Source organism: Burkholderia sp. Bp9012, from assembly GCF_003853825.1.
Lineage (GTDB): Bacteria > Pseudomonadota > Gammaproteobacteria > Burkholderiales > Burkholderiaceae > Burkholderia > Burkholderia diffusa.
This window is the reverse complement of sequence record NZ_QTQA01000018.1, coordinates 94898-108159: the sequence shown is the minus strand read 5'-3', so window position 1 is coordinate 108159 and position 13262 is coordinate 94898. Positions and strand designations below refer to the sequence as shown.

General features: G+C 68.4%; 10 protein-coding genes. 3 read left to right on the top strand and 7 right to left on the bottom strand.

Features of this window, described 5'->3' with window-relative positions; all coding sequences use genetic code 11:
• Positions 1-15: 15 nt before the first annotated feature.
• Both xylB and xylA read right to left on the bottom strand, forming a co-directional pair.
• A complete protein-coding gene (gene xylB, locus DIE11_RS23715; protein WP_124627478.1) occupies positions 16-1494 on the bottom strand; it encodes a xylulokinase in 1479 nt (492 codons plus the stop codon).
• A gap of 4 nt (positions 1495-1498) precedes the next feature.
• Positions 1499-2821: a xylose isomerase gene (gene xylA / locus DIE11_RS23710; RefSeq protein ID WP_059599708.1), complete on the bottom strand. Its 1323-nt coding sequence runs from the start codon at positions 2819-2821 to the stop codon at positions 1499-1501.
• 266 nt (positions 2822-3087) lie between these two features.
• Between xylA and DIE11_RS23700 the strand changes: the two genes are divergently transcribed.
• The 3 genes from DIE11_RS23700 to DIE11_RS23690 all read left to right on the top strand — a co-directional run bounded on the left by DIE11_RS23700 (position 3088) and on the right by DIE11_RS23690 (position 6728).
• Complete coding sequence (locus DIE11_RS23700) at positions 3088-4281, top strand: DNA-binding transcriptional regulator (protein ID WP_059679896.1); 1194 nt, start codon at positions 3088-3090, stop codon at positions 4279-4281.
• Between the two features lie 27 nt (positions 4282-4308).
• Positions 4309-5397 (top strand): aldose epimerase family protein, encoded by a 1089-nt coding sequence (locus DIE11_RS23695; protein WP_124627476.1) that lies wholly within the window; start codon positions 4309-4311, stop codon positions 5395-5397.
• Positions 5398-5567: 170 nt separating this feature from the next.
• Entirely contained in the window at positions 5568-6728 is a 1161-nt protein-coding gene (locus tag DIE11_RS23690; protein WP_124627474.1) for an arabinogalactan endo-1,4-beta-galactosidase, read from the top strand.
• Positions 6729-6772: 44 nt separating this feature from the next.
• Here DIE11_RS23690 and DIE11_RS23685 read toward each other — a convergent pair whose 3' ends face one another.
• The 5 genes from DIE11_RS23685 to DIE11_RS23665 form a co-directional block, all read right to left on the bottom strand.
• Positions 6773-8071 (bottom strand): sugar efflux transporter, encoded by a 1299-nt coding sequence (locus DIE11_RS23685; RefSeq protein ID WP_124627472.1) that lies wholly within the window; start codon positions 8069-8071, stop codon positions 6773-6775.
• Positions 8072-8075: 4 nt separating this feature from the next.
• Positions 8076-10046 carry a beta-galactosidase gene (locus DIE11_RS23680; protein ID WP_124627470.1) on the bottom strand — a complete coding sequence of 657 codons (1971 nt, stop codon included), beginning with the start codon at positions 10044-10046 and terminating at the stop codon, positions 8076-8078.
• A 36-nt stretch (positions 10047-10082) separates the two neighbouring features.
• Complete coding sequence (locus tag DIE11_RS23675; protein ID WP_124627468.1) at positions 10083-10934, bottom strand: carbohydrate ABC transporter permease; 852 nt, start codon at positions 10932-10934, stop codon at positions 10083-10085.
• Positions 10935-10945: 11 nt separating this feature from the next.
• The gene (locus tag DIE11_RS23670; RefSeq protein ID WP_059679901.1) at positions 10946-11863 is read right to left on the bottom strand and encodes a carbohydrate ABC transporter permease; all 918 of its coding nucleotides are present in this window, start codon (positions 11861-11863) and stop codon (positions 10946-10948) included.
• 97 nt (positions 11864-11960) lie between these two features.
• The gene (locus DIE11_RS23665) at positions 11961-13199 is read right to left on the bottom strand and encodes an ABC transporter substrate-binding protein (RefSeq protein ID WP_124627466.1); all 1239 of its coding nucleotides are present in this window, start codon (positions 13197-13199) and stop codon (positions 11961-11963) included.
• Positions 13200-13262 lie beyond the last annotated feature (63 nt).

Here is a 13262-nt window from a genome sequence, read left to right as displayed (position 1 = left end):
CCGGCGAAGCGCCGCTCACGCGCCCGTTGCAAACACAGGTTCGAGCGCGCGGTAAAGCGCGCGAAACGTCGGCCGCCGCGCATCGCGATACCACGCGTGTCGCGCGGGATCGGGCTCGCGCACCGCGACGATCGGCGGCTGCGGGCACACATCGTCGAGCGACGCATCCGGTTCGAGCGCGAGATGCGCGAGCCGTGCGGCACCGAGCGCCGGGCCGACCTCGCCGCCCGCGCGCAGCGTCAGTGCGCGTCCGCTCACGTCGGCGAGCATCTGCGTCCAGTACGCGCTGCGCGAGCCGCCGCCGATCACCGTGATGCCGTCGGGCGCCAGTCCGGCCGCATGCAGCGCATCGATGCCGTCGAGCAACGCGAAGCCGACGCCTTCGAGCGTTGCGTTCGCGAGATCCGCGCGCTGCGTATCGGGCGTGAGCCCGTAGAACACGCCCTTCGCATTCACGTCGTTGTGCGGCGTGCGCTCGCCGCTCAGGTAAGGCAGGAACCACGGGCGGCTGGCGCGCGCGTTCGCCTCGGCATCGGCGAGCAGCGCCGCGACGCCGTCGTAACCGGCCAGTTGCGCGGTGAAGTCGATGCAGCCGGCCGCGTTCAGCATCACCGACATCAGATGCCATGTATCGGGCAGCGCGTGGCAAAAGCTGTGCACCGCCGATTCGGGGTTCGCGCGAAACCCGTCCGACACCGCGAAATAGACACCCGACGTACCGAGCGACAGCAACGCGTCGCCAGGCCGCACGATCCCGACGCCCACCGCGCCGGCCGCGTTGTCGCCGCCGCCGGCCACCACCGGAATCTCGCGCAGCCCGAGCGCGCGCGCGACGCTCGGCAGCAGCGTGCCCGTTACGCGGTTGCCCTCGAACACGGCCGGCATCTGCGTGCGCGACAGCCCGCACGCGGCGAGCAGCGTGTCGTCGTAGTCGCGCTTCGCGACGTCGAGCCAGAGCGTACCGGCGGCATCCGACGGATCGGTCGCGAACGCGCCGGTCAGCCGGTAGCGCAGGTAATCCTTCGGCAGCAGCACGTGTGCAATGCGCGCGAACACGTCGGGCTCGTGGCGGCGCACCCACAGCAGCTTCGGCGCGGTGAAGCCCGGCATCGCGACGTTGCCCGTCACCGCGCGCAGCGCGGGTGCGAGCCGCTCGAGTTCCGCGCACTCCGCATCCGCGCGGCCGTCGTTCCACAGGATCGCGGGACGCAGCACGTCGCCCTGCGCATCGAGCAGCGTCGCGCCGTGCATCTGCCCGGTCAGTCCCAGCGCGTCGATGGCGCGCGGATCGATGCCGCCCGCGCGTGCCTCATCGACGAGCGCGGCCAGTGCGCCGCACGCGGCGTCCCACCAGTCGCGCGGCGCCTGTTCGGACCAGCGCGGCCGCGGCCGGCTCACCGTCAGCGGGCGACTCGCGCTCGCCCGCACCGTGCCGTCGCGGTCGAGCAACACCGCTTTCACGCCCGACGTACCGAGATCGAGTCCGATATACATGGCGTCAGCGCAGGCCGTAGATCGCCTGGTTCACGATGTTCTCCAGCCGCTCCTGCGCGCCGCTCGCATGCCGCGGGTCCACGCCGCGCGCGAGCGCGTCATCCGCGAGCGACTGCAGCGTATAGCCGCCCGACAGGATCTTGCGGCCGAACGCGTCGTCCCACTGCGCGTAGCGCTGCCGGCGCAGCGCATCGAGCCGGTCGTTCTCGACCAGCACGGCCGCACGTTCGAGCGCGAGCGCGAGCACGTCGATCGCGCCGACGTGGCCGTAGAACAGGTCTTCCGCATCGATGCTCTGGCGCCGCACCTTCGCGTCGAAGTTCATCCCGCCGGTCGTGAAGCCGCCGTGGCGCAGTATCTCGTAGAACGCAAGCGTCAGTTCCTCGACGCTGTTCGGGAACTGGTCGGTGTCCCAGCCGTTCTGCTGATCGCCGCGGTTCGCGTCGACGCTGCCGAACACGCCGAGTGCGAACGCGTTCGCGATCTCGTGGTGGAACGAGTGGCCGGCGAGCGTCGCATGGTTCGCCTCGATGTTCACGCGAATCTCGTTCTGCAGTCCGTACTGCACCAGAAATCCGTGCACGGTCGCGACGTCGTAGTCGTACTGGTGCTTGGTCGGCTCCTGAGGTTTCGGCTCGATCAGCAGCGCACCCTTGAAGCCGATCCGGTGCTTGTGCTCGACGACCATCGACAGAAAACGCGCGAACTGCTCGCGCTCGCGCTTCAGGTCGGTATTGAGCAGCGTCTCGTACCCTTCGCGGCCGCCCCACAGCACGTAGTTCTCGCCACCGAGCCGGTGTGTCGCGTCGAGCGCGTGGCACACCTGGGTCGCGGCCCACGCGAACACGTCGGGGTTCGGATTCGTCGCGGCGCCCGCCGCGAAGCGCGGGTGCGAGAACAGGTTCGCCGTGCCCCACAGCAGCCGCACGCCGCTCGCCTGCTGGCGCTCGCCGAGATAGTCGACCATCCGCGCGAAATTGGCTGCGTACTCGCGCAGGCTGTCGCCCTCCGGTGCGACGTCGGTGTCGTGGAACGTATAGAAAGGCGTGCCGAGCTTCGTGAAGAACTCGAATGCCGCGTCGGCCTTCATTCGCGCACGTTCGAGCGCGTCGCCAGGCTGCTGCCACGGCCGCTGGAATGCGCCCTGCCCGAAGATGTCGTGTCCCGGCCATACGAACGTGTGCCAGTAGCAGACGGCAATCCGCAGATGCTCGGCGAGTGTCTTGCCGAGCACGCGCTTCTCGGGGTCGTAATAGTGGTACGCCAGCGGGTTGTCCGACTGCGGACCTTCGTAGCGAATCGCGGGAATGTGTTCGAAATACGACATGGCGTCTCCGTGCTGGGTCTTGGTGCAGCGCAACGCGCGTCGCGACGACGACGCACGCGGCCGAATCCGGTTGGCTGGATCGTGCCCGCGCGCCTGCCGGCCGGCAATTGCGAAATTGCGCAGCACGCTTAACGTTTCTTGCCAGCCGCTGCGCGCGGCGTGCGTTCCGTCCTACAATCGCCGGACACCAGAGAACCGCGCGGCACCGCCCGCGCGCCCCGGAGACAATGGCGCGACGCCCGAGCGGCGCCCGCCCCGAGACCGACATGACCCGTGCCTCTTCCGCCCAGACACCGCACCGCATCGCGCTGCTGTTCAACGCGAACAAGGTCTACGACCGCGAGATCATCAGCGGCATCGGCCAGTACCTGCACACGACGCGCGTCGTGTGGGACCTGTTCCTCGAAGACGACTTCCGCTGCCGGCTCGCCGGCATCGAACGCTTCGACGGCGACGGCATCATCGCGGACTTCGACGATCCGGCCGTCGCCGACGCGCTTGCCGGCTCGCCGCTGCCGATCGTCGCGGTCGGCTCGTCGTACGAGGATCCGGCGCAGTACCCGGACGGTGTCCCATATATTGCGACGGACAACCCGAAGCTCGTGTCGCTCGCCTACACGCACCTGATCGGCGCGGGGCTCGCGCATTTCGCGATGTACAGCCTGCCGGTCGCGCAGGAGAACCGCTGGGCGCAGCAGCGTGAGCTCGCGTTCGACCGGCTCGCGCGCGCGGACGGGCTCGACGCGCCGATCTACCGCGGCGTGTCGACGAGCGCATCGGGCTGGAATCACGCGATCGAGCAACTGATCGGCTGGCTGCATGCCCTGCCGAAGCCCGTCGGCGTGATCGCGGTCACGGATGCGCGCGCGCGGCATCTGCTGCAGGCGTGCCTGCTCGCCGGCATCGCGGTGCCGGAACAGGTCGCGATCATCGGCATCGACAACGATCCGCTCACGCGCACGCTGACGCGCATTCCGTTGTCGTCGGTGATCCAGGGCACCGAGGAAATGGGCCGCACCGCCGCGCACCTGCTGCACCGGATGCTGCGCGGCGCCAGGTTTCCCGGGCAGCGCATCCTCGTGCCGCCGGTCGGCATCAACGTGCTCGAATCGACGCGCCACCAGCCGCTCGCGAGCCCGCACGTGATGCGCGCGCGGCACTTCATCCGGCAGTACGCATGCCAGGGGATCAAGACCGAACAGGTCGCCGACTATGTCGGCGTGTCGCGCTCGCTGCTCGAAGAGCACTTCCGGCGCGAACTGCAGCGCACCGTGCACCAGGAAATCCTGCGTCACAAGCTCGAGGCCGCGCAGGCGCTGCTCGCGGGCCGCAATGCGTCTAGCGCGGAAGTCGCGATCCGTTGCGGCTTCACGTCGTTGCAATACATGTACGCGGTGTTCCGCCGCGAACTCGGCTGCACCCCGCGCGAATACCAGGAACGCGCGGCGGCCGCTCACTGAATTCACCGCCCACGAGCGAACCCACTCATGCATATCGATACCGACTCTTCCCGCCCGTCAGCCGATGTCGGCCGCATTCCGTCCGAGCCGTGGGGCGCGCTGCCCGGCGGCGATCCGGTGCGGCGCTACACGCTGCGCAACGCGCACGGCATGCGCGTCGTCATCAGCGATCTCGGCGCGACCGTCGTGTCGTGGCTCGCCCCCGACCGCACCGGGCGCTTCGCCGATATCGTGCTGGCGCACGACACGCCGGCCGAGTATGTCGAATCGGGTGCGTACCTCGGCGCGACGGTCGGCCGGTGGGCGAACCGGATCGCGGATGCGCGCTTCTCGCTCGACGGCATCGACTATACGCTCGACCGCAACGAGAACGGCAACCTGCTGCACGGCGGCGCGAGCGGCTTTCACCGCGCGCGCTGGGACGTGGTCGACGACCGCGGCGGACTGACGCTGCGGCTCGATTCGCCGGAAGGCGATGCGGGCTTCCCCGGCAACGTGAGCGTGCAGGTGCGCTACACGCTCGACGACGACGGCACGCTGACGATCGACTATGTGGGTGTGACCGACGCGCCGACGCCGCTGAACCTGACGAATCACAGCTACTTCAACCTGAGCGGACGCGCGGGCAGCGACGTGCGCGGCCACCTGCTGCAGATCCACGCCGACGCGTTCGTCGAAGTGGACGATGCGCTGATCCCGACCGGCACCGCCGACGTGACGGGCAGCGCGTTCGATTTCCGGCAGAGCGCGCCGATCGGCGCTCGCCTCGACTGGCCACATGCGCAGCTCACGCGCGGGCGCGGGTTCGACCACTGCTACGTGCTGCGCGACCATGAGCGCTACGTGCGGCCCGTCGCGTCGATCTACGATCCGGAAAGCGGTCGGGAACTTGCCGTGTCGACGGATCAGCGCGGGCTGCAGCTCTATACGGGCAATTATCTGGATGGCGTGCGCGTGGCCGGCGGCACGCCGTGCGTGCGACATGCGGCGCTGTGCGTCGAAGCCGGGTTCTATCCGAACCAGGTCAACATGGATGCGCTGCGCGACGAAACCATCCTTCATCCGGGCAACACCTATCGCCAGACGACCCGATATCGGGTCGGGGTGCGCGGGTAGCGGACATGCCGGTCGCCAGATAGTAGGCAACGCACGCGTTCTTTGCATCGGCATCGGCGGCTGCGCTACGCTCGATCCGGCCTCGCATCGAGGCTGAAATTTAAGCGCTTAAACCGACGAAGCCCGCGATCCTGCGATCGATCGACCGGGCCCGATACTGGAGGATGACGATGAACAGACGATCGATGTTGCGCTGGAGTGTCTCGACCGCGGCGCTCGCATGCGTCGACCTGGCCGGCGCGCTGCCGGCCGTCGCGCAAGGCGTCGCGCGCGCGGCGGGTGGCATCCCGTTCGCGATGGGCGCCGACGTGTCGACGCTGCCGGAGCTCGAGGCGCACGGCGCGCGGTACTTCGACCACGGCCGCCCGACCGACTGCCTGAAGGTCCTGCACGCGCACGGCGTCGACTCGATCCGCATCAAGGTATGGAACGATCCCGGCAATCCGGCATTCTTCCCGGCCAACCAGAGTGATGCGGCCGGCTACAACAACGCGGCCCATGTCGTCGCACTCGCGAAACGCGCGGCCGCGCTCGGGATGCGTATCCTGATCGATTTCCACTACAGCGACTGGTGGGCCGACCCCGGCAAGCAATACCCGCCGCATGCGTGGGCCGGCAAGAATCTCGCCGAAACGTGTGCGTTGCTGTCGGCCTATACGACCGACGTGCTGCGCCAACTGCAGCGCGCCGGCGTGCGGCCGGAGTGGGTGCAGATCGGCAACGAGATCACGGGCGGCATGCTGTGGCCGCTCGGCCGCTACGACCAGTGGGACAACCTCGCGCAGCTGCTGAAGACGGGCCGCGATGCGGTGAAGGCCGTCGATCCGCGCATCAAGGTGATGCTGCACATCGACAGCGGCGGCGACAACGCGAAAAGCCGCTGGTGGTTCGACAGCGCGACGCAGCGCGGTGTCGCGTTCGACGTGATCGGCCTGTCGTACTACCCGCAGTGGCAAGGCTCGCTCGACGACCTGCGCAACAACGCGAATGACCTCGCGGTGCGATACGACAAGGAACTGATCGTCGTCGAGACCGCGTATCCATGGACCACCAGCGACGGCGACTCGGAACCGAACGCGATGACGAACACCGGCTCGACCGCGTTCCCGCCGTCGCCGGCCGGCCAGGCGCAGTTCCTCGCGGCGGTCGTCGATATCGTGAAGGGCGTGCCGGGCAATCGCGGCAAGGGCGTGTTCTGGTGGGAACCGGAATGGATCCCGACGCCGGGTGTCGGCTGGAAGCTCGGTGCCGGCGATCAATGGGACAACAACACGTTGTTCGACTTCCACGGCAACGCGCTGTCGTCGCTCGACGCGTATCGCCAACGCTGACGCATTCGCGTCGTCACCGCATCACCGCACCGACGCATCCCGCGTCAGTGCGGTGCATCGAAGCGGCCTCCGGCAGATGCCGTGGTGCCGCCTGCGCCACTCGCACCGCCCCGCTCGCCGTGCGCGTCCCGGGCGAGCAGCGCGAATGCGACGAGCGCGAGCACGCAGCACCCCGCGCACGTCGCGCGATAACCGAACAGGTCGACGCACGCGCCCGACAGCACGCCCGATGCGATCGAGCCGACGCGCGCGGTGCTGAAGAACATCGCGGTCGCGGTGCCGGGACGCGTCGGCATCAGGTCGCACACGCGCGTCATGCCGAGGCACGACGTAATCGCGACCACGCAAGCGCTTAGCAGTTGTAGCGGCAGGATCATGTCCACCCGCGTCACCGCCGCGAGTCCGATGAAATACGCCGCATGCACGGCCGCGCACGCTGTCAGCCAGCGCGCCTTGTCGAGCCGCGTCGACCGGATGCCGAGCCAAAGCATCATCGGGATCTCGAGCAACGCGGCGAGACCCAGCGCGGCCGACACGTTGCCCGGCGATCCGCCGAGCCCGCGCACGATGTACAGCGGCAGCACGATCATCGTCGCGTTCGCCGCGAGCCCCATCAGCGTGAGCGCGACGAGGGTGCGCCGCACGCTTGCGCGCGGTGCGACGACGATCTCCGCCGGTGCCTCGGCGGACAGCGGCGCAGCATGGTCCACTGCGCGTACATGAGCCGCCGCCGGCCGCCGCGCGGGCTCCGGAATCCGCGCGATGATCGCCGCGCATGCGACGAAGCCCGCTGAAGCAGCGAGAAAAAGCCCGACGAAACCCGTCTGCGCGAGGATCAGCGCGCCGAGCGCGGGACCGAACACCCACGCAACCGACAGCATCGTGCGCAGCGCCGCCGACGCGAGATCGCGCTGCGCATCGTCGTCGACCGGCAGCACCGCGCGCGCGAACGCGAAGATCTGCGACAGCGACACCGCCCCTGCACCGAGCAGGATCGTGCCGGCCGCGATCACCGGCCCGTGCGCGCGCAGCACGCACAGCAGCGCGAAACCGAGCGCGGCCGCCGCAAGCGACACGACGAGCAACGGCCTGTGCCGGTCGCGGCGGTCCGACCAGCGCCCGGCCCACGTGCTCGCGACGACACCGCTCGCCGCGATCAGCGTCATGAAGATGCCCGCGAGAAACGGCGACATCCCCGCCGCCTCCACGCCGAACAGCGACAGGTACGGAGCCGTAAAGGACATCGCGACGCCGAGCATCAGCGCGGCGGCGGACAGCGGCAAGAAATGCGCGATCCCGGCGAGGCGCGCGAAATGCGACCGTAGCGACCGCGGCGATTGCATCGCGTCAGTCCGGCTCGACCCACGCGGCGACGTCGACCGCGCCGAGTTCGGGGCCGCCGAGCACGAAACGCGCACGGTCCGGCGCCGGCAGCGTGCATGGCGCGTCGCCATAATTGAGTGCGAACACGAGACGCCCGCGCCGGCGCAAGCGCACGCCATCCGGCAACGCGCGGACCGGCAGTCCGGCGTCGCGCGCGCAGCGGGCGACGATCGCACGCAACAGCGCGTGGTCGAAGCAGGCGGTCGCCATCGTCACGCGGCCGCGCCGCACGAGCGCGGGCACGCCGTCGTCGCAGGCAGCAAGCACGTCGATGCCGGTCGCCGATTCCATATCGACGTGATCGCGCCATTTCAGCGCATGGCCATCGATGCCGTCGAACGCGACGCGCGGTGTGAGCGACGGCCGCAGCGACTCGACCTGGCCGATTCGCACCGGCAGCACGTCGCGCAGCTTGCCGGGTGCGAGGCCCGGCGCGATTGCGAATTCCGCCGTGCGCGAGCCCGTGCGCGGCCCGAACAGCCAGTGCGCGTCTCCGCACGCCGCCTGCTCGACGACACGGTCCGGCACAACCGGCAGCGTCGGCGCGACGACGAGTGCATAACGCGACACGTCGGCGTCGGCCGCGACGATGTCGACGTCGAGCCCCAGTTCGCGCAACGCGCGATACCAGTCGAACGCGTGCTGCTGGTAGTCGAAGTCGGCGCCGTGCGGCTGGATCCGGATCATCCAGTCGGCCGCGTAATCGAACAGCAGCGCGACGCGTGCAGGCTCATGCGGGCCGGTGACGAGCCCGATATCCAGCGCGGCCAGTTCGCGTGCGACGCGCGCCACTTCGTGGCCGCCCGGCGACAGCCGGTCGTCCGGCGCATTCAGCCCCGAGTGCAGTTGCTCCTGCGCATGCGGATACTGTCGCCAGCGGAAATACGACACGAGTTCCGCGCCGTGCGCGAACGCTTCCCACGTCCACAGCCGCACCGCGCCGGCATGCGGCACCGGGTTGTACGGCCCCCAGTTCACGGGCCCCGCCTGTTGCTCCATCACCCACATCCGCCCGTTGCCGACGCCGCGATACAGGTCGTGCGAGAACGCCGACACGTCCGGGTGGCCAGTACGTGCCCAGCGTCGCTTGTCCGCTTCGTCGAGCGGCAGCACTTCGGTGCGCGGCACCGGGTAGCTGTCCCACGCGGCGACGTCGAGGCCGCCATGCGCGAACGCATAGTGATCGAACTCGGTAAAAAAGCCCATGAAGTTGTGCAGCACGTCGCGGCCCGGCGCGTGCGGACGGATCGCATCGACCTGCACGGCGTGGAACCGCGCGACCTCGTCCGACTGATAGCGACGGAAGTCGAGCAGATGCGCGGGATTCGCATCGGTCGGCGTATGGCGCGGCAGTTCGATCTCGTCGAAACCGCGATACTCCATGCTCCAGAATACGTTGCCCCACGCGCGGTTCAGCGCACCGATGTCGCCGTAGCGCACCGCGAGCCACGCGCGAAAGCCTTCGAGCGCCGCGCGCGTATAGCTCGGCAGCGTGTTGTGACAGCCGAGCTCGTTGTCGGTCTGCCATGCGATGACCGCCGGATGCGCACCGTAGCGTCGTGCCATCGCGTCCGCGATGCGCACGCAGTGCTCGCGATACACGGGGCTCGCGATGTCGTAATGGCGGCGCGAACCGAACTGCCACACCGCGCCGTCCGCGCCGACGGGCAGGATCTCCGGATGGCGATCGACGAGCCACTTCGGCGGCGCGGCGGTCGGCGTGCCGAGCACGATCTTCAGCTGCTGGCTGGCGAGCGTGTCGATCGCTTCGTCGAGCCACGCCCAGTCGTAGCGGCCCGGCTCCGGCTCCATCCGGCTCCACGCGAATTCGGCGATCCGCACGCGGGTCAGGCCCAGTTCGGCCATCCGCCGCGCATCGCGGGCCCATTGTTCGCGCGGCCAGTGTTCGGGGTAATAGCAAACGCCGAGGTGCATCGTGGGTTCCTTGCAGAAGAAAATGGATGTGACGGATCAGCCTTTCGTCGCGCCGAACGTGAGCCCCGCGACGAAGTGCTTCTGCATCGCGAAGAACATCAGCACCGACGGCAGCGCGGCGAGCACCGAGCCGGCCGACACGATGTTCCAGGCGGTCGTCCACTGCCCCTTGAGCGCGGCGACGCCGACCGTGATCGGCGCCGCGTCGTCGCCTTGCGTGAGGCACAGCGCCCAGAAGTAGTCGTTCCACACGAACGTGAACACGAGGATCGCGAGGGCGGCGAGCGCCGGCCGCACGAGCGGCAGCACGACGCGCCAGTAGATCGCCCACTCGGACGCGCCTTCGACGCGCGCGGCCTCGATCAGCTCGAACGGCAGCTCGCGGATGAAGTTGCGCAGGAACAGCGTGCAGAAGCCGGTCTGGAACGCGGTATGAAACAGCACGAGCGCCCACACGGTGTTGTAGAGGCCGACGCCGAGCATGATCTGCCGCACCGGGATCATCAGGATCTGGATCGGCACGAAGTTGCCGGCGACGAACAGCCCGAGCAGCACGAGATTGCCGCGGAACCGGTAGTTCGCGAGCGCGTGCCCCGCGAGCGACGCGAGCAGGATCGATGCGGCGACGGACGGCACCGTGATCAGGATGCTGTTCGAGAAGTAATGCAGCATCGGCGTCTGCGTGAGCGCGGTGCCGTAGTTGTCGAGCAGCGCGAACTGCTTCGGCCAGTCCCAGTAATGACCGGCCATGATCTCGTCGGTCGAGCGGACCGACGTGACGAGCACCGCGAGCAGCGGCACGAGCCACAGCGCGAGCGCGCACGGCAGCGACAGCCGGTACAACCAGCGGGCGGGACGTCCCCAGCGGGACACGGGTATCGGATACATTTTCGTGATCCTTATGATTCGACGCGCACCAGCTTGCGTAGCTGCCACACGATATAGACGAGCATGATCGCGAACAGCACGACCGCGATCGCGGCCGAATAGCCTTCGCGGTAGTACTTGATCGCCTGGTCGACCATGAAGTAAGCGAGCACGGTGGAACTGTCGAACGGGCCGCCGCCCGTCATCACGGAGATCAGGTCGAAGCTGCGCAGCGCGCCGATCACGGTCAGCACCACTGCCATGAAGGTCGCGGGCCGCAACTGCGGCAGGATCACGTGCCACAGCAGCGTGAAGCCGCGCGCGCCCTCCATGCGCGCCGCCTCGACGATCTCGCCGTTGATGCCCGTGAGCCCGGTCAGGTAGAGGATCATGCAGAACGGAATCTGCGGCCACAGCGCGGCGGCGATCACGCCGAAGGTCGCATAACGCGGATCGCCGAGCACCGGGATCCCGTGCCCGACGATCAGCTTCAGCAGCCCGAACGTCGGGTCGTAGAACCACGAGAACACCAGGCCGACGACGACGCCCGGCAACACGAACGGCGCGAAGAACAGCGACTTCACGAGCCGGATCCCGAACACGTTCTGGTTCAGGTACAGCGCGAGCGCAAGGCCGAGTGGCGGTGCGGCGAGGAACAGCACGAGCCACAGCACGTTGTTCTTCAGCGCGACGTAGAACGTGTCGGACTGCAGCAGCTCGCGGTAGTTGTCGAGCCCCGCGTACGTCATCGGCGTCATCCCGTCCCAGTGATGGAAGCTCAGCCAGATGCTGCTGACGATCGGATACAGCACGAACACGGTGAAGAGCGCGAAACCCGGCAGCACGAACAGCAGGGCCGCGCGGTTGCGGCGGCGCGCCAGCGACGCACGCGCATGCCGCCGCGGGCCGGCTGCGCGGCGCGCGGTGCTTTCGGACAGGCTGGTTGACATGAGATTACCTTCGACGAGACGGACGTAACTGACGAAACGGACGCGACGGCGGCAACGACGCACCGGGCCGGCGTGGCCGGCCCGGCCGCGCGGCGCGTTACTTCCGGTAGATGCGCTTGCGGGTCTGCTCGAGGCGCTGCAGGATCGCATCGAGCTGCGTCGGGTCGGACAGGAACTGCTGCATCGCCTTCATCCCCTCGTCCGCCATTTCCTTCGTCATGTCGCGGTCGTAGAACTGCGCGATGCCGCCCGGCGTGGTCGCGAGCGTGCGGAAGCCGATCTTCGAGATCGGGTCCTGCGGCTCGGGCGCCTTGTTGTTCGACGGCAGTTGCCCCATCCCCTTCGCGAACTCACCGTTGACCGCCGGTTGCCCCATGAACGCGAGCAGGCGACGCGCATCCGCCTTGTTGCGCGCCTTTGCCGGCACGATCATCACGTTGACCGGGCCGTCCTCGGCAAGCGGCACCGACGCGTCGATCACCGGGAAGCGGAAGAAACTGATCGGGTTGCGCGTCGCGCTCGAGAGACCCGCCGAATACCAGGTGCCCATCAGCGTCATCGCGGCCTGGCCGTTGACGATCAGCGGGCTCAGCGAATCGACGTCGTAGGACAGGGCGTTGTCGATGAAATACTTGTCGTCGATCAGCTTCTTCCATGCCGCGTACACGGCCCGCACGCGCGGATCGGTATAGGCGACGTCGCCGGCCATCAGCTTCTGGTGGAATGCGTAGCCGTTGATCCGCAGGTCGAGGTAGTCGAACCACGCGGCCAGCGTCCACGCATCGCGCGCGGCCACCGCGATCGGCGCGATACCGGCCGCCTTCAGCTTGCGGCACGCATCCAGAAACTGAGCCCAATCGGCCGGCTCACCGTGAATGCCGGCCTTCTCGAACAGGTCCTTGCGGTAGAAGAGGCCATACGCGTCATAGCCGAGCGGCAAACTGTAAAGCTTGCCGCCGTAGGTCGACGACTGCTTGACGGCCGCATACGTGTCGTTCCAGCCGTTCTTCTGCCAGTCCGCGCTCAGGTCATCGATCAGCCCGCGCTTCGCGAAATACGCGAGCCGCTCGCCGTTGTTCCAGCTCAACACGTCGGGCGGATCGGTCGCGAGCCAGCCGGACATCTGCACCTTGTACGCCTCCTCGCCGACGTAGCTGACCTTCAGGTCGACGTCGGGATTCGCCTTGTGGAACTGGTCGAACACGGCTTGCCACGTCGCGCGCTGGTTGCCGCGCGCGGCGACGTTCACCTTGAGCGTGCCCGCGTCGGCCGTCCCCGCCGCGAGCGCGGCGGCAGTCGTCAGGGCAAGCAGCAGTCGGCTCGCACGAAGTTTCATCGTTGTCTCCTGGTATTGGTGTGATAGGTGCCGCGTCGCGCGCGGCGGGTCGGCATTGCGCCG